This window comes from Desertibaculum subflavum (genome assembly GCA_003576705.1).
Taxonomy (GTDB): domain Bacteria; phylum Pseudomonadota; class Alphaproteobacteria; order Ferrovibrionales; family Ferrovibrionaceae; genus Desertibaculum; species Desertibaculum subflavum.
The window spans coordinates 1-19,419 of record QOZS01000020.1 but is presented as its reverse complement, the minus strand read 5'-3'; the positions used below and the strand labels follow the sequence as shown (position 1 = coordinate 19,419).

The 19,419-nt window shown below is 68.3% G+C and carries 22 protein-coding genes; 12 read left to right on the top strand and 10 right to left on the bottom strand.

The window, feature by feature from the left end; genetic code table 11:
• Positions 1-27: 27 nt before the first annotated feature.
• The 6 genes from DT074_RS12370 to DT074_RS12345 all read left to right on the top strand — a co-directional run bounded on the left by DT074_RS12370 (position 28) and on the right by DT074_RS12345 (position 3,714).
• Entirely contained in the window at positions 28-366 is a 339-nt protein-coding gene (locus DT074_RS12370) for an integration host factor subunit beta (RefSeq protein WP_119420166.1), read from the top strand.
• A 7-nt stretch (positions 367-373) separates the two neighbouring features.
• Entirely contained in the window at positions 374-712 is a 339-nt protein-coding gene (locus DT074_RS12365; protein ID WP_119420165.1) for a lipopolysaccharide assembly protein LapA domain-containing protein, read from the top strand.
• Between the two features lie 19 nt (positions 713-731).
• Entirely contained in the window at positions 732-1,679 is a 948-nt protein-coding gene (lhpI, locus tag DT074_RS12360; protein WP_119420164.1) for a bifunctional Delta(1)-pyrroline-2-carboxylate/Delta(1)-piperideine-2-carboxylate reductase, read from the top strand.
• Positions 1,676-2,779 (top strand): FAD-dependent oxidoreductase, encoded by a 1,104-nt coding sequence (locus DT074_RS12355; protein ID WP_119420163.1) that lies wholly within the window; start codon positions 1,676-1,678, stop codon positions 2,777-2,779. The genes lhpI and DT074_RS12355 overlap by 4 nt, the downstream gene beginning before the upstream one ends.
• 75 nt (positions 2,780-2,854) lie before the next feature.
• The gene (locus DT074_RS12350) at positions 2,855-3,388 is read left to right on the top strand and encodes a superoxide dismutase family protein (RefSeq protein WP_119420162.1); all 534 of its coding nucleotides are present in this window, start codon (positions 2,855-2,857) and stop codon (positions 3,386-3,388) included.
• Between the two features lie 11 nt (positions 3,389-3,399).
• A complete protein-coding gene (locus DT074_RS12345; RefSeq protein ID WP_119420161.1) occupies positions 3,400-3,714 on the top strand; it encodes a plasmid stabilization protein in 315 nt (104 codons plus the stop codon).
• On the opposite strand, the gene ettA is transcribed toward DT074_RS12345, so the two are convergent.
• A complete protein-coding gene (gene ettA, locus DT074_RS12340) occupies positions 3,711-5,393 on the bottom strand; it encodes an energy-dependent translational throttle protein EttA (RefSeq protein ID WP_119420160.1) in 1,683 nt (560 codons plus the stop codon). The genes DT074_RS12345 and ettA overlap by 4 nt on opposite strands.
• A gap of 80 nt (positions 5,394-5,473) precedes the next feature.
• Here ettA and DT074_RS12335 point away from each other — a divergent pair, with 80 nt between their 5' ends.
• The 3 genes from DT074_RS12335 to DT074_RS12325 are packed head-to-tail and all read left to right on the top strand — an operon-like array spanning position 5,474 to position 7,965.
• Complete coding sequence (locus DT074_RS12335) at positions 5,474-6,685, top strand: CaiB/BaiF CoA transferase family protein (protein WP_119420159.1); 1,212 nt, start codon at positions 5,474-5,476, stop codon at positions 6,683-6,685.
• Between the two features lie 35 nt (positions 6,686-6,720).
• The gene (locus DT074_RS12330; RefSeq protein ID WP_119420158.1) at positions 6,721-7,578 is read left to right on the top strand and encodes an SDR family NAD(P)-dependent oxidoreductase; all 858 of its coding nucleotides are present in this window, start codon (positions 6,721-6,723) and stop codon (positions 7,576-7,578) included.
• 60 nt (positions 7,579-7,638) lie between these two features.
• Positions 7,639-7,965 carry a DMT family protein gene (locus DT074_RS12325; protein WP_119420157.1) on the top strand — a complete coding sequence of 109 codons (327 nt, stop codon included), beginning with the start codon at positions 7,639-7,641 and terminating at the stop codon, positions 7,963-7,965.
• On the opposite strand, the gene DT074_RS12320 is transcribed toward DT074_RS12325, so the two are convergent.
• From DT074_RS12320 to dcd, 9 genes are all read right to left on the bottom strand, one after another.
• Positions 7,962-8,423 carry an arsenate reductase ArsC gene (locus DT074_RS12320; RefSeq protein ID WP_119420156.1) on the bottom strand — a complete coding sequence of 154 codons (462 nt, stop codon included), beginning with the start codon at positions 8,421-8,423 and terminating at the stop codon, positions 7,962-7,964. The genes DT074_RS12325 and DT074_RS12320 overlap by 4 nt on opposite strands.
• A gap of 12 nt (positions 8,424-8,435) precedes the next feature.
• Positions 8,436-8,909, bottom strand: a complete 474-nt coding sequence (locus DT074_RS12315) for a UPF0262 family protein (RefSeq protein WP_438503679.1) — start codon at positions 8,907-8,909, stop codon at positions 8,436-8,438.
• A gap of 7 nt (positions 8,910-8,916) precedes the next feature.
• A complete protein-coding gene (gene hisD, locus DT074_RS12310) occupies positions 8,917-10,209 on the bottom strand; it encodes a histidinol dehydrogenase (RefSeq protein WP_119420154.1) in 1,293 nt (430 codons plus the stop codon).
• The gene (gene hisG, locus DT074_RS12305) at positions 10,199-10,864 is read right to left on the bottom strand and encodes an ATP phosphoribosyltransferase (protein WP_119420153.1); all 666 of its coding nucleotides are present in this window, start codon (positions 10,862-10,864) and stop codon (positions 10,199-10,201) included. Before hisG ends, hisD begins: the two co-directional genes overlap by 11 nt.
• Positions 10,864-11,238 (bottom strand): DUF2948 family protein, encoded by a 375-nt coding sequence (locus DT074_RS12300; RefSeq protein ID WP_119420152.1) that lies wholly within the window; start codon positions 11,236-11,238, stop codon positions 10,864-10,866. The genes hisG and DT074_RS12300 overlap by 1 nt, the downstream gene beginning before the upstream one ends.
• Positions 11,238-12,515 (bottom strand): UDP-N-acetylglucosamine 1-carboxyvinyltransferase, encoded by a 1,278-nt coding sequence (murA, locus tag DT074_RS12295; protein WP_119420151.1) that lies wholly within the window; start codon positions 12,513-12,515, stop codon positions 11,238-11,240. The genes DT074_RS12300 and murA overlap by 1 nt, the downstream gene beginning before the upstream one ends.
• A gap of 104 nt (positions 12,516-12,619) precedes the next feature.
• Positions 12,620-13,306: an SDR family oxidoreductase gene (locus DT074_RS12290; protein WP_119420150.1), complete on the bottom strand. Its 687-nt coding sequence runs from the start codon at positions 13,304-13,306 to the stop codon at positions 12,620-12,622.
• Between the two features lie 64 nt (positions 13,307-13,370).
• A complete protein-coding gene (locus DT074_RS12285) occupies positions 13,371-15,113 on the bottom strand; it encodes a class I SAM-dependent methyltransferase (protein ID WP_162914852.1) in 1,743 nt (580 codons plus the stop codon).
• A 51-nt stretch (positions 15,114-15,164) separates the two neighbouring features.
• Complete coding sequence (gene dcd / locus DT074_RS12280; protein ID WP_119420148.1) at positions 15,165-15,719, bottom strand: dCTP deaminase; 555 nt, start codon at positions 15,717-15,719, stop codon at positions 15,165-15,167.
• Positions 15,720-15,829: 110 nt separating this feature from the next.
• Here dcd and DT074_RS12275 point away from each other — a divergent pair, with 110 nt between their 5' ends.
• The 3 genes from DT074_RS12275 to cobT are packed head-to-tail and all read left to right on the top strand — an operon-like array spanning position 15,830 to position 19,366.
• On the top strand, positions 15,830-16,384 hold the full coding sequence (locus DT074_RS12275) for a J domain-containing protein (RefSeq protein WP_119420147.1): 555 nt from the start codon (positions 15,830-15,832) through the stop codon (positions 16,382-16,384).
• A gap of 54 nt (positions 16,385-16,438) precedes the next feature.
• Complete coding sequence (gene cobS / locus DT074_RS12270) at positions 16,439-17,446, top strand: cobaltochelatase subunit CobS (RefSeq protein WP_119420146.1); 1,008 nt, start codon at positions 16,439-16,441, stop codon at positions 17,444-17,446.
• An 18-nt stretch (positions 17,447-17,464) separates the two neighbouring features.
• Positions 17,465-19,366: a cobaltochelatase subunit CobT gene (cobT, locus tag DT074_RS12265; protein ID WP_119420145.1), complete on the top strand. Its 1,902-nt coding sequence runs from the start codon at positions 17,465-17,467 to the stop codon at positions 19,364-19,366.
• Positions 19,367-19,419 lie beyond the last annotated feature (53 nt).

Below are 19,419 nucleotides of genomic sequence, written 5' to 3'. Positions count from 1 at the left end.
TGAGTGGGGATCGCCGGGGGAACGGGAATGATAAAATCAGAGCTGGTGGCCCGCGTGGCAGCGCGCAACCCGAGCCTCAATCATCGTGAGGCGGAACGTATCGTTGCGACCATTTTCGACGAGATCGTGGCGGCCCTGGCGCGTGGCGATCGGGTGGAACTTCGCGGTTTCGGCGCCTTTTCGGTGAAGCGCCGTCCCTCGCGGGTCGGCCGCAATCCGCGCACCGGCGACGCGGTCGCCGTGTCCCAGAAATCGGTGCCTTACTTCAAGACCGGCAAGGAATTGAGGGAACGGCTGAACGCCACCCAGTCCGGCGTGCAGGCGGCCCCGCCGATGGAATCGGCCGCCACCGGCTCCTCCGACTGACCGGCCCGTGCGCCTCTCCACCATCGTCGTCGCCATTCCCGTCGGCATCGTCGCCATCGGATTCGCGATCGCGAACCGCCAATCCGTCGAACTGAGCCTGGACCCGTTTCCCTGGCGAATCGATCTGCCGCTGTTCGCCGTGCTCTATGGCGGCGTGGTGATCGGCCTGCTGCTGGGCGTGATGGCGGAATGGTGGCGGGAGCGCCGGCTCAGGCGCGCGGCCCGCGAAGCCCGTGCGGCGGCGGAATCGCTACGGCGTGAAAATGCGGCCCTGAAGTCCGGCCAGCAGGAACCGTCAGCCGGCGGCGCCCTGACCACCTGGCCGGCGGCGCCCGGCCGTCCCTGACCCGGCGGTCATGAATTCCTTGCGCATGATCGGCGCCGCGGAGGTCGATGCGGCGCTGCCCGTGGTCGCGCTGGTCGACCGCCTGGAACAGGCCTTCCGCGAGGGCGCCGAGGTCCCGCTACGGCATCACCATGCCGTGGCCACGCCGGAGGGGCCGGGCGGCACCCTGCTGCTCATGCCGGCCTGGCGTACGGGCGCCGCGCTCGGCGTCAAATGTGTCACGGTCTTCCCCGGCAACACGGCGCGCGGTCTCGCCAGCGTGCTGGGTCTCTATCTCCTGCTCGACGCCACCACCGGGCGGCCGCGTGCCGTCCTCGACGGCGTCACTTTGACGCTCCGGCGGACTGCGGCGGCCTCGGCACTCGCTGCCCGCTTTCTCGCCCGTCCCGATGCGCGCCGCCTTGTCCTGGTCGGCGCCGGCGCCTTGAGCGCGCATCTTGCCCGTGCCCATGCCACGGTGCGGCCGATCGACGAAGTGACCATATGGAACCGCACGCCGGAGCGGGCCGAGGCGGTGGCCCGGCAGCTGACCGGCGAGGGGCTGCGCGCGCGGGCGGCGCCGGACCTGGAAGCGGCCGTACGTGCCGCCGACATCGTCTCCTGTGCCACGATGAGTGCGACGCCGGTCGTCTCCGGCGTCTGGCTGAAGCCGGGCGCGCATCTCGACCTTGTCGGCGGCTACACGCCGGCGATGCGCGAGACCGATGACGACGCCGTCCGGCGGGCACGGGTCTATGTCGACACCCGGGCCGGTGCAGGGAAGGAGGCGGGCGACATTGTCCAGCCGCTGCGCTCCGGCGTGCTGGGCGAAGCGGCGATCCTGGGCGATCTGTTCGAGCTCGCCCGCGGCCAGGTGGCCGGTCGCCGCTCAGCCGAGGAGATCACCCTGTTCAAGTCGGTGGGTACCGCCATCGAGGATCTCGCGGCGGCCGAGTTGGCGGCCGAGAATCTCGGCATTCCCGCATGAAGATCAGCATCGTCGGCGCCGGCATCATCGGGCTTTGCACCGCCTGGGCGCTGGCGCGGCGCGGCCATGCGGTGCAGCTGTTCGACCAGGCGGAAGTGCCGAACCCGGCCGGCTCATCGGTCGACGATCACCGGCTGATCCGCCACCCCTATGGCGAATTCGACGCCTATGTGCGGATGGTGGACGAGGCCTATGCCGCCTGGGAGCGGGTCTGGGCCGATCTCGGCACCGTTCTGTACGCGCCGACCGGCACGATCGCCTTCGATGCGGCGGAACAGGGCTGGGCGGCGGCGTCGCAGCGCTCGATGCACCGGCTGGGCATCGCCCATGAGGTGCTGAAGCCGGCCGAGGCGGCGGCACGGTTTCCGCATCTCCGCTTCGGTGCGGCGGAAGCTGTGCTCTACGCGCCTTCGGGCGGCGTGTTGCGCGCCGGCGCCATCGTCGAGGCGTTGGCCCGGCATCTTTCGGCCGCGCGCAACGTCGAGCTGCATCAGAACACCAGGGTCGAAGCAGTGGAGGCCGATCAGGGCCGCATTGTCCTGGCGGATGGCAATCGCATCGATGCGGATACGGTCGTCGTGGCAGCGGGGCCATGGGCGACGCGCCTCGTCCCGGCGCTGGCCGCCCGTGTCACGCCGTCGCGCCAGGTCGTCGCCTATATCGAGCCGCCGGCGGCGATGAAGCAGCTTTGGGCGGCGAGCCCGATGGTGCTGAAGATCGGCGCCGATTCCGGCTTCTACGCGGTGCCGCCGGTGCCGGGCACCGGCCTCAAGATCGGCGACCATCGCTTCTCGCTCGAAGGCGATCCTGCGGCGCCACGCGAGTTGCGCGCCGGCGAGGCGGAGGCGCTGATGGCGACCGCCCACGACAACCTGGTCGACTTCTCGGGCTATCGCCTGGTTCAGGGCAAAGTGTGCTTCTACGACGTCGAACCGGAGGAGCGTTTCATCGTCGAGCCGCTGGGGTCGAAAGCCTGGCTGCTCTCGGGCTTCTCCGGCCACGGCTTCAAGTTCGGACCTGTGATCGGGGAAAAGCTCGCCGCCGGTATCGATGGCGCGCTCGACGTAGACGCACTGAAGGGATGGGCGGCGGGGCGCTGACCCTCTCGCGTCGCGGCAACCTTCTGCACCGGAAACACGTTCCCACGGCGATACCGCAACCACGGGAGGACGAGCATGCGTCTTCGTCCCTGCCTTGCCGCCATGGTCTTTGCAACGGTCCCGCTGACCGGATGGGCGCAGTCGGAGCCGATCGCCGTCGCCGAGATGCATGACCGAGACGGCCGCGAGATCGGCAAGGTCGTGTTTCGCCAGACTGCGGCGCACGGGGTCGCCATCACCGCCGGCTTCATTTCCGGCGGCCTCCCCGCTGGGCAACACGGCTTCCACGTTCACGAAAAGGGGGCCTGTGCACCCGACTTCGCAGCGGCCGGAGACCACTTCGCGCCGGAGGGCCATCAGCACGGCGTGCTCGCCCTTCGCGGAGCGCATGCGGGAGATCTCCCGAATTTGCACATCCCGAAGACGGGCGAGCATGTAGTCGAATTCTTCGCGGCCGCGCTCAGCCTGGAGCCGCGCACGGCCGGAAACCTGCTGGACGAAGACGGCTCGGCCGTCGTCGTGCACGCCAAGCCCGATGACTACAAATCCCAGCCATCCGGCGATGCCGGCGACCGCATCGCCTGCGGCGTGATCCGCCGCGCATCGTGAAGGAGCGAGCCATGCCGAGAGGCGACAAGTCCAGCTACACGGGCAAGCAGAAGCGCAAGGCGGAGCATATCGAGGAGGGCTACCGCAAGCGCGGCGTCTCCGAGGGCGAGGCCGAGCGGCGCGCCTGGGCCACCGTCAACAAGGAGACCGGCGGCGGCAACAAGAGCGGCTCCGGCCGCGGCAAGAAGGATACGAAGGTGTCCTCTCGCCGCGGCGGCAAGATCGGCGGCAGGGCCGCCGCAGCCCGCCCGGCCGCGGCACGCTCGGCGTCGGCAAAGAAGGCGGCAGCCACGCGCAGCCGCCGCGCCGCTGCGAAGAAGCGCTAGCCGCGGCTGATCGGCTTGTACTTGATCCGGTGCGGCTCGGCGGCGTCCGCCCCGAGCCGCTTCTTCTTGTCTTCCTCGTAGTCCTGGAAGTTGCCCTCGAACCACTCGACATGGCTGTCGCCTTCGAAGGACAGGATGTGCGTCGCGATGCGGTCGAGGAACCAGCGATCGTGACTGATCACCAGCACGTTGCCGGCAAAATCCAGCATGCCTTCCTCGAGCGCCCGCAGCGTGTCGACGTCGAGATCGTTGGTCGGCTCGTCGAGCAGCAGCACGTTGGCACCGGATTTCAGCATCTTGGCGAGATGCACCCGGTTGCGCTCGCCGCCGGAAAGCTGGCCGACCTTCTTCTGCTGGTCGCCGCCCTTGAAGTTGAAGGCGCCGACATAGGCGCGGCTCGGCACGTCGCGCTTGCCGAGTGTGATCACGTCGTCGCCGCCCGAGATCTCCTCCCACACGGTCTTCTTGTCGTTCAGGCTGTCGCGGCTCTGGTCGACATAGCCGAGCTTCACCGTATCGCCGATCCGCATGGTGCCGGCATCCGGCTGGTCCTGGCCGGTGATCATGCGAAACAGGGTGGTCTTGCCGGCGCCGTTCGGGCCGATGATGCCGACGATGGCGCCGGGCGGAATCTTGAACGACAGGTCGTCGATGAGCAGGCGGTCGCCAAAGCCCTTGGCCACGCCGTTCGCCTCGATCACCAGGTCGCCGAGGCGGGGGCCGGCCGGGATGACGATCTGCTTGGTCTCCTGGCGCGCCTCGGCTTCCTGGGACAGCAGCTCCTCATAGGCCTTGATGCGCGCCTTGCTCTTGGCCTGGCGGGCGCGCGGGCTCGCCTTGATCCACTCCATCTCGTTCCTGAGGGTGCGGCGGCGGGCATCCTCGGCCTTGCCCTCCTGCTCCAGCCGCTTCTCCTTCTGCTCCAGCCAGGAGGTGTAATTGCCTTCCCAGGGAATGCCGGCGCCGCGGTCGAGCTCGAGGATCCAGCCCGCCACGTTGTCGAGGAAGTAGCGGTCGTGGGTCACCGCCACCACGGTGCCGGGATAGTCGTGCAGGAAATGCTCGAGCCAGGCGACGGATTCGGCGTCCAGATGGTTGGTCGGCTCGTCCAGCAGCAGCATGTCCGGCTTCTCGAGCAGCAGCCGGCAGAGCGCGACGCGGCGCCGCTCGCCGCCCGAGAGCTTGCTGACTTCGGCGTCGCCGGGCGGGCAGCGCAGCGCATCCATGGCGATCTCGACATTGCGCTGCAGGTCCCAGGCGCCGGCGGCGTCGATCTTCTCCTGCAGCTCCGCCTGCTCGGCCAGCAGGGCGTTCATCTCGTCGTCTTCCAAGGGTTCGGCGAATTTGGCCGAGATCTCCTCGAAACGGTCCAGCAGCGCCTTGGTCGGGCCGACGCCGTCCATCACGTTGCCGAGCACGTCCTTGGCCGGGTCGAGATGCGGCTCCTGCGGCAGAAAGCCGACCTTCACGCCATCGGCGGCCCAGGCCTCGCCGTTGAACTCCTTGTCCTCGCCGGCCATGATCCGGAGCAGGGTGGATTTGCCGGCGCCGTTGAGGCCCAACACGCCGATCTTTGCGCCCGGAAGGAAGCTCAGCCAGATGTTCTTCAACACCTGCCGTCCGCCGGGATAGGTCTTGTTCAGACCCTTCATCACATAGACGTATTGATAAGCGGCCATGGCGGCTCCGACGGCGTTAGCTAGGGAGAGGGGCGCGTTGTACCGGCGAAGGGTCGCCGGCGCAACGCGGGTGAAATCAGATGAGTGATCGAATCCTGCCGCTGGCCGGCCTCAAGGTGATCGACGCCGCGAGCTTCATCGCCGCCCCGGCCGCGGCCACGGTGCTGGCCGATTTCGGCGCCGACGTCATCAAGGTCGAGGAAAAGGGGGAGGGCGACCCGAACCGCCGCCTGCACCAGCTGCCGGGCATGCCGCCGCATGACGTGCCGTATAGCTGGGCATTGGACAGCCGGGGCAAGCGCAGCCTGGCGGTCGACCTGAAGCAGCCGGCCGGGCGCGAGGTGGTGACCCGGCTGGTCCGCCGCGCCGATATCTTCATCACCAACTTTCCGTTCCAGGTGCGCGAGCGGCTCGGGCTCCGCTACGAGGACTTGGCGCCGCTGAACGACCGGCTGATCTATGCCTCCTTCTCGGGCTACGGCGAGACCGGCCCGGACCGCGACCGGCCGGGCTTCGACACCAATGCCTATTTCGCCCGCAGCGGCATCAGCCACGCGCTCAGGGTCGCGGATGGACCGCCCTCGCAGGCGGTGCCCGGCGGCGGCGATCGGCCGACGGCGATGAGCCTGTTCGCCGGCATCCTGATGGCGCTGATGCTGCGCGAGCGCACCGGCAAGGGCACGCGCGTCACCAGCTCGCTGCTCGCCAACGGGCTCTGGGCCAACGGCGTGCTGGCCCAGGCCTCGCTGCTCGGCACCGTGCCAGGCCCGCGCCGGCCGCGGCACGATCCCTGGAACGCCGTCGGCACCCAGTATCGCAGCCGCGACGGACGCTGGTTCGTGCTGAACCTGGTGCAGGAGGAAAAGCTCTGGCCGCGCCTCTGCGAGGCGATCGGCCGGCCGGACCTCGCGACCGATCCGCGCTTCGATCAGCTGAAGAAGCGCCGCGCCGATCCGAAGGCGCTGTTCGCCATCCTCGATCCGATCTTCGCCGGCCGCGACTGGGCCGACTGGGCGGCGACCCTGAGCCGCTTCGACATCACCTTCGGGCTGATCGCCGAGCTGCGCGACATCCCGGGCGACGAGCAGGCGGTGCATGCGGGCGCCGTGGTGCCCTCCGACGATCCGGCGGTCGGGCGTACCATCGCAGCGCCGTTCCACGTCGACGGCATCGCGCGCCGCGCGCCGGGACCGGCGCCTGGCCTCGGCCAGGACACCGATGCGATCCTCGCCGAGGCGGGCTACGACGGGGCGGCGATCGCCAAGCTCAGGGCCGACGGCATCGTTACCTAGGCGATGCGTGCCAACGACAACAAGAGGAGGAAACCATGACGGGCCGGCTTGAAGGCAAGGTCGCGGTCATAACCGGCGGCGCCAGCGGCATCGGCCGCGCCACCGTGCTGCGCTTCCTGGACGAAGGGGCGAAGGTGCTGTTCGCCGACATGAACCAGGCGACGGCGGACGAGACGGTCGGCCTCGCGGCCAAGGCCGGTCATGGCGACCGCATCGCCTATCGACGCGTCGACGTCGCTCAGGAAGGCGACGTGAAGGGCATGATCGAGGCGGCGACAGCGAAATTCGGCCGGCTCGACGTCATTTTCAACAATGCCGGGGTCGGCGGTGCCTTCGGCCCGCTCGACGAGGTGACGGTCGAGGATTGGGACTACACCTTTGCCGTTCTGGTTCGTGGCGTATTCCTCGGCATGAAGCACGCGATCCCGGTGATGCGCGCCCAGGGCGGCGGCTCCATCATCAACACCGCGTCGATCGCCGGGCTCGGCGGCGGTGCCGGCTCGAACTGCTACTCCGCCGCCAAGGCAGCTGTCGCCAACCTGACCAAGGCTTCGGCTTCCGACCTGGCGCGCTTTCGCATCCGCGTGAATGCCATTGCGCCGGGGGTGATCTGGACGCCGTTGCTCGGCTCCACCAGCAATCGCGACCTCGACGAACGCGTGGCACGGGCGCAGCCCTGGCCCGACCGGGGCCGGCCGGAGGACATCGCCTCCGCCGCGCTCTACCTCGCCAGCGACGACGCGGTGTTCGTCTCTGGCCACATCCTCACCGTGGACGGCGCCATTCTCGCCCAAGGCCCGAACGTCTGGGGCCGCGACGAGACCAGCCCGATGCTGCGCCGCACTGGCGTGAACAAGGGCACCACCGGCGAGGCCAGCGTGGTGCGCCGCTAGCAGCGCCCCGGAGCGGCAAATCTACGGCTATTCTCCGCCGGCATTCCGGCGGAGACCTGCATGTCCACCATTGTGCTGTTGATCGGTTCCAACGTGCTGATGACCTTTGCCTGGTACGGGCATCTGAAGCACCCGTCCTTCGCAATGTGGCAGGCGATCCTGGTGAGCTGGGGCATCGCCTTCTTCGAGTACTGCCTCGCCGTCCCGGCCAACCGGCTCGGCTACGGCGATTTCAGCGTGGCGCAGTTGAAGATCATGCAGGAGGTGATCACGCTCGCCGTCTTCGCGGGCTTCGCCGTGCTCTATCTCGGCGAGACCCTGCGCTGGAACTATTTCGCCGCCTTCGGCTGCCTGCTCGGCGCCGTGTTCTTCATCTTCAAGGCTTAGGCGGGCGCGACCGGGTCGCGTGGGAAGCGGGCGCGGATCTTGCGGAACAGCTCGTCGCGCACCGCGCGATAGGCGTCCAGGATCTGCTCGCGCGATCCCTGCACGACCGAAGGATCGAAGGTGTTCCAGAACTCGATATCCACCGCGGCGTTGCGCGTCATCTCGATCGCATGGTGATGCGCCTCGGGCGACAGCGAGATGACGAGGTCGAAGCTCTCGGTCTCCTCCTCGTATTCGTCGTGCAGGTCGTCGAAGGTCTTCGGCTTGTGACGCGTGAGGTCGATGCCGATCTCGTCCATGACTTCGGCGACGAAGGGATCGGGCTCGCCCGTCCGGATGCCGACCGACTGCACGTAGATCCGGTTGCCGTGCAGATATTTCAGCATCGCCTCGGCCATCGGCGAGCGAATGACGTTGGAGGTGCAGGCGAACAGCACGGCACCCGGCAGCTTCGCCATCCGCGTTCCCGCCTATACCTTTATATGGAGGACGCAGATCAGCGTGAACAGGCGGCGCGCCGTGTCGTGGTCGACATCGATCTTGCCGTCGAGGCGCTCCTTCAGGATGCGCGAGCCCTCGTCGTGCACGCCGCGGCGACCCATGTCGATCGCCTCGATGCGCGACGGCGTCGCCGTGCGGATCGCCTGGTGATAGGTCTCGACCATATGAAAATAGTCACGCAGCACGCGGCGGAGCGGTGTCAGCGACAGCCCGAATTTGTGCCGCGGCGCCTCCGCCGTATCCCGTACGTCGAAGACCAGGCGGCCTTCCTCGATAGCGAGGCGAAGGTGATAGGGGCCGCCGTCAGGGTCGTTGGCCAGCGCGAAACGGTTCTCTTCCAGGAGATCGAAGATCGCGACCTTGCGCTCGTGATCGACATCGGCCCCGCGCCAGCCGATCGTCGCTTCGTCGAGATGGATCTGCGCGATGCGGGGCTCCGCCACGGCGGCGTCAGCTCTCCAGGCGGATCGCGACGGAGCGGGCATGCGCCGGCAGGCCCTCCGCCTCCGCGAGCGCGATGGCGGCCGGGCCGATGGCGCGGAGCGAGCGCTCGTCGCACTGCACGAGCGTGGTGCGTTTCATGAAGTCGAGCAGGTTGAGGCCGGACGCATAGCGGGCCGCGCCGGCAGTCGGCAGTACGTGATTCGGGCCGGCCACGTAGTCGCCGATCGCTTCCGGCGTGTGGCGGCCGAGGAAGATGGCACCGGCATGCCGCACCGCGCGGGCCAGGGTCGCCGAATCCTCGACCGCGAGCTCGAGATGCTCCGGTGCAATGCGGTCGATCAGGGCGGGGGCGTCCTGCAGATCCTTGACCGTGATCAGGGCGCCGAACCGCTCCCAGCTTGCCGCCGCGATATTGCCGCGCGGCATGCTGGCGAGCTGCTTCTTCACGGCCTTGCCGACGCTTGCCGCAAAGGCTGCGTCATCGGTGATCAGCACCGACTGTGCCACCTCGTCGTGCTCGGCCTGCGACAGCAGGTCGGCGGCGATCCAGGCCGGATCATTCTTGTTGTCGGCGACGACCAGAATCTCCGACGGTCCAGCCGGGTTGTCGATGCCGACCTGGCCGAACACCATGCGTTTCGCGGTCACCACGTAGTCGCGGCCCGGCCCGGTGATCTTGTCCACCGGTGCGATGCTTTCGGTGCCATAGGCCATGGCGGCCACCGCCTGGGCGCCGCCGGTCCGATAGACCTCGCCGATGCCGATCAGCTTGAACGCCGCCATGACCAGCGGATTGAGCTCGCCGCCGGGCGTCGGCACGCAGACTGCGACCCGTTCGACGCCGGCGACCAGCGCCGGAATGGCGTTCATCAGCACCGAGGAGGGATAGGCCGCCTTGCCGCCCGGGACGTAGAGCCCGGCGGCGGCAAGCGGCGTCCAGCGATGGCCGAGGGTTACGCCCTGCGCATCGGTGAACATGTCGTCAGCCGGCATCTGGCGGGCATGGAACTGGCGGATGCGGATCGCGGCTGTCTCCAGCGCCGCCAGTGTCGTCCCATCGACCTGGGCGGCCGCCTCGTCGATCTCTTCCTGGGTGATGCGCAGGCCGAGCTTGCGGCTGTCCACCTTGTCGAACTTGGCGTTCAGCTCGTGCAGCACCTCGTCGCCGCGCGCGCGCACATCGGCGATGATGGCGGCGACGGTGGCACCGACATCCGCCTCGGCATCGCGCTTGGACTTCACCAGCGCGTCGAACCGCGCGGCGAAGTCGGCGTCGCGTGCGTTCAGCTCAAGCGGCATCGAGGGCCTCGCGGAAACGGTCCACCACGCCGCCGACATCGGCGGGGCGCGTCTTCAGCGCCGCGCGGTTGACGATCAGGCGCGAACTGATGTCGGCGACCGTCTCCACCTCGACCAGGCCATTGGCTTTGAGCGTCGATCCGGTCGAGACCAGGTCGACGATGCGCCGGCAGAGGCCGAGCTGCGGCGCCAGCTCCATGGCGCCGTTCAGCTTGATGCATTCCGCCTGCACGCCGCGGGCGGCGAAATGCGCCTCGGTGATGCGCGGATACTTGGTCGCCACGCGGACATGGCTCCAGCGCGCCGGATTGTCGGTGCGGCGGAGCTCGGCCGGCTCGCAGACGGACAGCCGGCAGCGGCCGATGCCGAGATCGAGCGGTGCGTAGATCTCGGGATAGCCGAATTCCATCAGCACGTCGTTGCCGGCAATGCCGATCTCCGCCGCGCCGAAGGCGACGAAGGTCGCGACGTCGAACGACCGCACGCGGATCACGGTGACATTCGGGTGATTGGTCGCGAAGCGCAGCTTGCGCGAGTTCTCGTTGGCGAAATCGGGCTCGGGCTCGATGCCGGCACGCGCGAGGAGGGGCATCGCCTCGTCCAGGATTCTGCCTTTCGGCAGCGCCAGGGTCAGCAGATTGTTGGGACGCGACATCAGCTCCGCTCCGCCGCCGGAAGATCGGCGAGATAGGCCTCGATGCATTCGACGTCGAGGCGGATTGAGGCGCCGCCGGCGAAGGCGAGCACGACGGTGGCCGCGGCATCCGAGCCCGGCTCGCAGCCGATCGCCCGCAGCTCGAGCTGGGCTTCCGGATCGTCGCGGTCGAAGCCGCGGCTGGCCGCCTTGAGAACGCCCTCGAAATGCAGGCCGCTCGCCATGCCGTGGCGGTCGAGGACGATGGCAAAGCGGTGCCGCTTCGGCTCGAAGCCGATATTGCCGACCCGCACCTGCGCGCCGCGCACGGCCTCGTCCAGCGCGGCGAGGTCTTCCAGGTCGAGCGCCTGAAGCTGCAGCCGTGCCGCCGCCATCACGCCGCGATCCGCTCGATCCGCGCGCCACAGGCCGACAGCTTCTCCTCCACGCGCTCATAGCCGCGATCCAAGTGATAGACGCGGCTGACCACGGTCTCGCCCTCGGCGGCGAGGCCCGCCAGCACGAGCGAGACCGAGGCGCGCAGATCGGTCGCCATCACCGGCGCACCTTTCAGCTTCGGCACGCCGCGCACCAGGGCGGAGGCGTGGTGCACGGTGATATTGGCGCCCATGCGAGCCAGTTCCGGCACGTGCATGAAGCGGTTCTCGAAAATGGTCTCGGTCACCATCGCGGCGCCCTCGGCGATGGTCATCAGGGTCATGAACTGCGCCTGCAGGTCGGTCGGGAAGCCGGGATAGGGCTCGGTGATCACGTCGACGCCGCTGATCCGGTTGTTCTCGCGCCGCACGATGGTGCCGGTGCCGTTCGCCTCGACGGTGACGCCGGCGCGGCGCAGCGCGTCGATCATGGCGCCGAGATGCTCGGCCGGCAGGTCGATCAGCTCCACCTTGCCGCCGGCGATCGCGGCGGCCAGCGCATAAGTGCCGCCCTCGATACGGTCGGCCATCACCTTGTGCGCAGCGCCGCCGAGCGACGGCTTGCCGAGGATGCGGAGCCGGTCGGTGCCAATGCCCTCGATCTCGGCGCCCATCTTCACCAGGCAATGGGCGAGGTCGCCGATCTCGGGCTCGCGCGCGGCGTTTTCCAGCACCGTCTCGCCCTTGGCGAGGGTCGCCGCCATCAGCAGGTTCTCGGTCGCGCCGACGGAGACGAAGGGGAAGCGGACAATCGCGCCGGTCAATCCCTTCGGCGCACGCGCGCGAATATAGCCGCCCTCGATGTCGATCTCGGCGCCGAGCGCGCGCAGGCCCTCGATATGCAGGTTGACCGGCCGGGCGCCGATGGCGCAGCCGCCGGGCAGCGACACGTCGGCCGTGCCGCAGCGGGCGACCAGCGGCCCCAGCACCAGGACCGAGGCGCGCATCCGCCGCACCAGATCGTAAGGCGCCGTGGTGCTGGTGATCTCGCCGGCCTGCAGGATCAGGCGCTGCCCTTGCGGGTTCGCGGCATCCTCGACCTTGATGTCGACGCCATGCTGGGCCAGCAGCACTTCCAGGGTGCGGATATCGGCGAGCCGCGGCACCCGTTCCAGCACCAGCGGCTGGTCGGTCAGCAGCGCGGCGCACATCAGCTTCAGGGCGGCGTTCTTGGCGCCGCCGACATGAATGGCGCCATACAGGGGGCGGCCGCCCTCGATGCGGATGCTGTCCACGGGATTGCCTCGGAAACCTTGGGCTATCTAGCCGACCGGGGCCGGCCTCCTCAAGCCGAATAGCCGGGAATCCGGGCAGTTTCGGGGAGAAGGGCCGGAATCGCCTAGAATTTCTCGACCCAGGGCCTGAGTTCGATCTCCCAGGTCCAGGCGCTGCGGTGCTGGCGATGGGTCGCCAGATAGGTCGCCGCGATGGCATCCGGGTCCAGCCAGCGGTCCGGCGGGTCGCCGCTGCCGTCCCGCCCGGTGGCGACCCCGCCGTCGATGACGAAATGGGCGACATGGACGCCCTGGGGGCTGTATTCCCGGGCCAGGCTCTGGGCCAGGCCGCGCAGCGCGAATTTCTGCATGGCGAAGGCCGCCGAATTGGGAAAGCCCTTCACGCTCGCCGTCGCCCCGGTGAAGAACAGCGATCCCGACCGGCGCGGCTGCATGCGCCGGATCGCTTCCTGCGCCACCAGGAAGCCGCCGAAGGCGCCGATCTCGAGCGCCTTGCGCACCTCCGCCGGGTCGCGCTCCAGGAACGGCCCGCGATAGCCATAGGAGGCGTTGAACAGCACGAAGTCCGGCGCACCGTGGCGCTGGTCCACCGCCTGGAACAGCCTCGCGACGGCCGCCGGCTGGCTGGTATCGCATTCCTCCGCGGTGGCGCCGATTTCGCCGGCGAGCGGGGCGAGCTTCGCTGCGTTGCGGGCGGCGATGACGACCTGCATGCCCTCGCGCGCGCAGGCGCGTGCGACCGAGGCGCTGATCCCAGGTCCGGTCCCGACGATGATCGCTGTTTCTGCCATGGCTTCCCCTCCGTTGCGCCGGAATGACCTAGGGCGTGCGCCCGGCGGGTAAAGTGCGGTCGCCCTATCGCCTCTGCGACCAGAAGCGATACATGCCGCGGAACGTGCGCGGATTCTCGCGTTCGAAGACGGCCCACTGACCCAGATTCAAGACATCGGCGGCGGGTCCGAACCGCCCCAGGAATCTCGTCTGAACGCCGGGCGGAAGATCCCAGTCGCGCAGCTGCAGCCCATTCGCCGCCAGGAGCGCGCCGACCTGCTCGAGCGTGAATCTGTGTTCGACCCGGTGAAACAGGAAATCGCGGCAGGTCGACAGCGAGTAGAACCCGGGAGAGGCAAGCAGGTCCGCCTTGAGCGGAATGTCGGGCCCCTCCATCAAAGCCTTCCGGAATTCCCGCATGCCGGCCGGCGTGTCGGGGATTCCCTCGGCGGCAATGCGCTCGCGCGCCGCAACCACGTCGCGGCGGGCTTCCTCGCTGTACAGCGCGAGGAACAGCAGGCCCCCGGGCCGCAGCTTGGACACCAGGGCGGCCAGCGCGGCCGCCGGGTCGGCAACGCAGACCAGCACGCCGGTCGATTCGATGATGTCGAACTGGCCGGGCAGCCGGTCGACTTCGAGCAGGTCGCCGCACATATGCCGCAGATTGCTCGCTCCCTGGGCTTCGGCCTGACAGACGGAATAGGCCAGGCTCGTCCGCGAAAGATCTATGGCCAGAAGGTCGACTTCCGGGCCATAGGCGAGCGCCGTCGAAACCGATTGGAATCCGGTGCCGCCGCCCGCGATCAGAACCTGCAGACGGCCATCGGGTCCGATGCCGCGCCGATCGCCGGCGAGCATGCGTTCGGCCCAGGCCTTGCGGCTGCCCGGATCCGGCAGGGTCAACCTGAACCAGCGGGGATAGGGGCTCTCTTCGTAGTGCTCCTTCACCAATGTCGAGGTCGCGTTGTCGATGGCGGCGAACTGGGGCAGGTCCCGGGCGATCTCCCGCTCCCGGAGCGGCCGTCGCACGACCCGGTCGAGCAGCTCGTGGACCGACGGAGGCCAGGTTCGTTCGAGCAAAGCGGCGGCCTCCGGCCGCAGATCCAACCGGCGGTACATGGCGACGCGCAGGAGTGATCGCAGATCCTCGATGCGGGTGATCGCATCGACGACCGACGCCTCTTCGTCGCTCTCAAAGAAGACGAACTCGTTGTTGTTCGCCTGCTGCGCGATCGCCGCCGCAAAGTCGATACGCGTCGGATCGAGAGCCGGCTCGCTCAGCAGAAAATCCCGGCGCAGCCTGGTCAGCATTCGCTCGAGGACGGCGTCGCGGTTGAAGCCGCTGACAAGCATGGCGCGGAACAGCGGCTCGCCCAGCAGCCCCGTTGGAAGCGCCGCCCAGCTGTCGGCCGGATCTCCGTTCTGCAGCTGCGACAGCAGCTGCCGGAGATCCTGGCGCTTGAGCATGATATTGGCGGTCGATCGCGCCAGCTGCTGGGGATTGACGTCGCCGCGCTGGTACAGCCGCCGCAGCACGCCGATGGTCATCTCGCTGTCATCGGTCAGTTGATTGTGCTCCAGCAGCAGCGCGAGGGCGCGCCCGGCATCGGACAGGGCGGGGTCGACGGCGAGCGCACGCAGCAGCGCGCCGAGCGCGTTGCCGATATCGCCGATCGCGATGCAGGTCAGGCCGATCTCCTGCATGACCAGCGGGTCGTCGGGGGCGAGCTGGATCGCCTGCTGCAGGGGCGCGACGGCCGCCGCCGGGTGGCCCCCAAGCCTGGCGGCTCGGCCGCGCTCGATCAGCGGCATGACGGCGCTAGACAAAGGCCGGCTCCGGCTCTGCTGGGTCCCGGCCCGGCATGCGCTTTGCCGGGCTCACAGCTTGGGCAGGGTGACGCCGCGCTGGCCCATATATTTGCCGGCGCGGTCCCGATAGGAGATCTCGCAAGGCTCGTTGCCTTGCAGGAACAGGAACTGGCAGGCGCCCTCGTTGGCGTAGATCTTTGCCGGCAAAGGCGTGGTGTTGGAGAATTCCAGGGTCACGTGGCCCTCCCATTCAGGCTCCAGCGGCGTCACATTGACGATGATGCCGCAACGCGCGTAGGTCGACTTGCCGAGGCAGATCACCAGCACGTCGCGCGGAATGCGGAAATATTCCACCGTGCGTGCCAGCGCGAAGGAATTGGGCGGGATCACGCAGACATCGCTCTTGCGGTCGACGAATCCTTCTTGCGAGAAGGATTTCGGATCAACCGTCACCGAATTCACATTAGTGAAGATCTTGAAGTCCTCGGCGACGCGGGCGTCATAGCCATAGGAGGAAAGGCCGTAGGAGATCGTGCCGTCCCGCTTCTGTGCCTCGACGAAGGGCTCGATCATCCCTTGCTCCTTCGCCATGCGGCGGATCCAGCGGTCGGACATGATGGCCATGCAGATCTCCCCAACTCCACGTGCATAACATTGCGCCGGGCGAACTTGCCTCGCCCCCGGCGACCCACCATACTCTGTCAATGCCGCGTTCTCGAAGGTCCGACGCTTGGGTGCGCGGGGCCGCGGAGAGCGAGGCCCCGGGTCGCGGCTGCGACCATCCAGACTGCTCCGCCGCCGGTCAATATCGCGCCCCGAAGGATCGTCGCGGGCAGGACCATTTCTGGTTCTGCCTCGATCACGTGCGGGCCTACAATGCCGGTTGGGACTTCTTTTCCGGCATGAATCAATCTGAAATTGAGGCCTATCAGCGCGGCAACTCGACCTGGCACCGGCCCACCTGGCGACTTGGCGACCGGCCCGGCACGGTGAAGTTTGCAGGCTACGAATGGGTGGACCCGATGGACATTATCGGGGCCGCCGGATTCGCCGGCAGCCGCGCCCGCGAGGAGCGGCCGGAAGAGCCGCGGATCGATCCCGAGGCGAGGCAGGCCTTTGCCGACCTGGACCTCGAGCCGTCGTCCTCCTTGCAGGAGATCAAGACCCGCTATAAGCAGTTGGTGAAGCGCTTTCATCCGGATGCCAACGGCGGCGACACCGCGGCCGAAGAGCAGCTCAAGCGCATAATTCGCGCCTATTCCGTGCTGACGAGCCGGGGAGGAGGCTGACAGGCCCGGCAACGTCTGCACTCGACACGAACCCAAACGACGGAACTTGAGACAATGTCCAGCGTCCCGCAAACGACCTCGCCGACCGCCATGCCGAAGGGCATGCCCGATATCAAGCTGTCGGTGCGGCAGACTTTCGGCTTCGACAGCGACATGGCGGTGCCGGCGTTCTCCGAGCGGTCGGACTACGTACCTGACGTCGACAACGCTTATCGCTTCGACCGCGAGACGACGCTCGCGATCCTCGCCGGCTTCGCGTTCAACCGCCGCGTCATGATCCAGGGCTATCACGGCACCGGCAAGTCGACCCATATCGAGCAGGTCGCCGCGCGGCTCAACTGGCCCTGCATCCGCGTCAACCTGGACAGCCATATCAGCCGCATCGACCTGGTCGGCCGCGACGCCATCGTGCTGCGCGACGGCCAGCAGGTGACCGAGTTCCGCGAAGGCATCCTGCCCTGGGCGCTGCAGACGCCGACCGCGCTGGTGTTCGACGAATACGATGCCGGCCGGCCGGACGTGATGTTCGTGATCCAGCGCGTGCTGGAAGTCGAGGGCAAGCTTACCCTGCTCGACCAGAACCGCGTGATCCGGCCGCATCCCTGCTTCCGGCTGTTCTCGACCACCAACACGATCGGCCTCGGCGACACGACCGGCCTCTATCACGGCACGCAGCAGATCAACCAGGGCCAGATGGACCGCTGGTCGATCGTCACCACGCTGAACTATCTGCCGCATGCCGACGAGACGGCGATCGTGCTGGCCAAGATGCCGTCCTACGACACCGACAAGGGACGCAAGCTGATCGCCCAGATGGTGTCGGTCGCCGATCTCACGCGCTCGGGCTTCATGGCCGGCGACATCTCGACGGTGATGAGCCCGCGCACGGTGATCACCTGGGCCGCCAATGCCGAGATCTTCGGCGGCGATATCGGCTTCGCCTTCCGCGTCACCTTCCTCAACAAGTGCGACGAGATCGAGCGGCCGACGGTCGCCGAGTACTATCAGCGCTGCATGGGCGAGGAACTGCCGGAATCGTCCACCCATGTGGACGTGGCCTAGCGGCATCGCGAGGCGGGCATGACAGGGAAGCCGGAGACCCCGGTCGACGTCTTCAAGCGCTCGGTCGCGGCGACCATGCGCGCGGTTTCTCACGACCGCGAGCTGCAGGTCAGCTACGGGCCGGAGACGCCGGGATTGCGCGGCAACAAGGCACGGCTGCCGATTCCGGCGCGCGATCTGCCGGCCGAGGAAGTCGCGCAGGTGCGCGGCGTCGGCGACAGCTTTGCCCTCCGTCTCCGTCATCACGACGCCAAGGTGCACAACCGGCTTCAGCCCGTCGGCGGCACCGCGCGCGCCGTGTTCGAGGCGGCGGAGCAGGCGCGCTGCGAGGCGATCGGCGCGCTCCGCATGGCCGGCGTCGCCAAGAACCTGCAGGCGGCGCTGGAGGAGCGTTGCCGTGCCCGCGGCTATTCCAGGGTGCGCGACCGGTCCGAGGCGCCGCTCGCCGACGTGGTCGGGCTGATGGTGCGCGAAAAGCTGACCGGCGCGCCGATCCCGGAAACGGCGCGCCGCATGGTCGATCTGTGGCGCGCCTGGATCGAGGAGAAGGGCGGCGCCGATCTCGCCAAGCTGCACGACGCCGTGCACGACCAGAGGAACTTCGCCCGCGTCGCCCGCAAGCTGATCGTTGATCTCGAGCTCGCCGACGAGGATGCGAGCGACCTCTCCGACGATGACAGCGACGGTGAGAGCGACAAGAACGACGCCCAGGATGCCGGCGGCGAGGGCCAGGCCGGCGACAAGGCGGAGAGCGACCAGGCCGCCGGCCAGTCCAGCGCCATGGACCAGGAAGGGGCCGAAGCCAGCGAGACCGAGGCCTCCGCCGCGGAAGCCGCCGAGATGGCCGGCGCCGGCGAAGAAGCCGGCCGCGGCAAGCGGCCGAACTATCCGAACCTGCTGCCCGGCCTGCAGGACGAGAATGCCTACAAGGCCTTCATCACCAAGTTCGACGAGGTGGTGGAGGCGACCGACCTCTGCGACACCGACGAGCTGGCGCGGCTGCGTGCGCATCTGGATCAGCAGCTGCATCATCTGCAGAGCATGGTCGGCCGCCTCGCCAACCGGCTGCAGCGCCGCCTGCTCGCCAAGCAGACCCGCTCCTGGGAGTTCGACCTGGAGGAGGGCATGCTCGATGCGGCGCGGCTCGCCCGCATCGTGGTCAATCCCGTGCTGCCGCTCTCCTACAAGCAGGAGCGCGAGACGGATTTCCGCGACACGGTCGTCACGCTCCTGATCGACAATTCAGGCTCCATGCGCGGCCGGCCGATCACCGTCGCCGCCATGTGCGCCGATATCCTGGCCCGCACGCTGGAGCGCTGCGCGGTGAAGGTCGAGATCCTCGGCTTCACCACGCGGGCCTGGAAGGGCGGCCAGTCGCGCGAAGCCTGGCTGGCGGCGAACAAGCCGGCCAATCCGGGCCGCCTCAACGACTTGCGGCACATCGTCTACAAGGATGCCGACGCGCCCTGGCGCCGTGCGCGGCGCAGCCTCGGCCTGATGCTGCGCGAGGGCCTGCTGAAGGAGAATATCGACGGCGAGGCGCTGCTCTGGGCGCATAACCGCCTGATGGCCCGCACCGAGGACCGGAAGATCCTGATGGTGATCTCCGACGGTGCGCCGGTCGACGATTCGACGCTCTCGGTCAATCCGGGAAACTATCTCGACCGGCACCTGCGCCATGTGATCGAGATGATCGAGAACCGCTCGCCCGCGGAACTGATCGCCATCGGTATCGGCCACGACGTGACCCGCTATTACCGGCGCGCCGTCACCATCGTCGATGCCGAGCAGCTCGGCGGTACCATGCTGGAGAAGCTGGCCGAGCTGTTCGAGGAGACGCATACCGCGCCCGGGATGAAGCGTCCCGGCGCTGCCGCCGGCGGTCGCCGCGCGGCGCGCGCCGCCGCCTCGCGACATTAGGGCGGCGGCGCCGCCGCCACCCCGGCCGCGCTCAGCGTGTTGGTGCCGTCGGA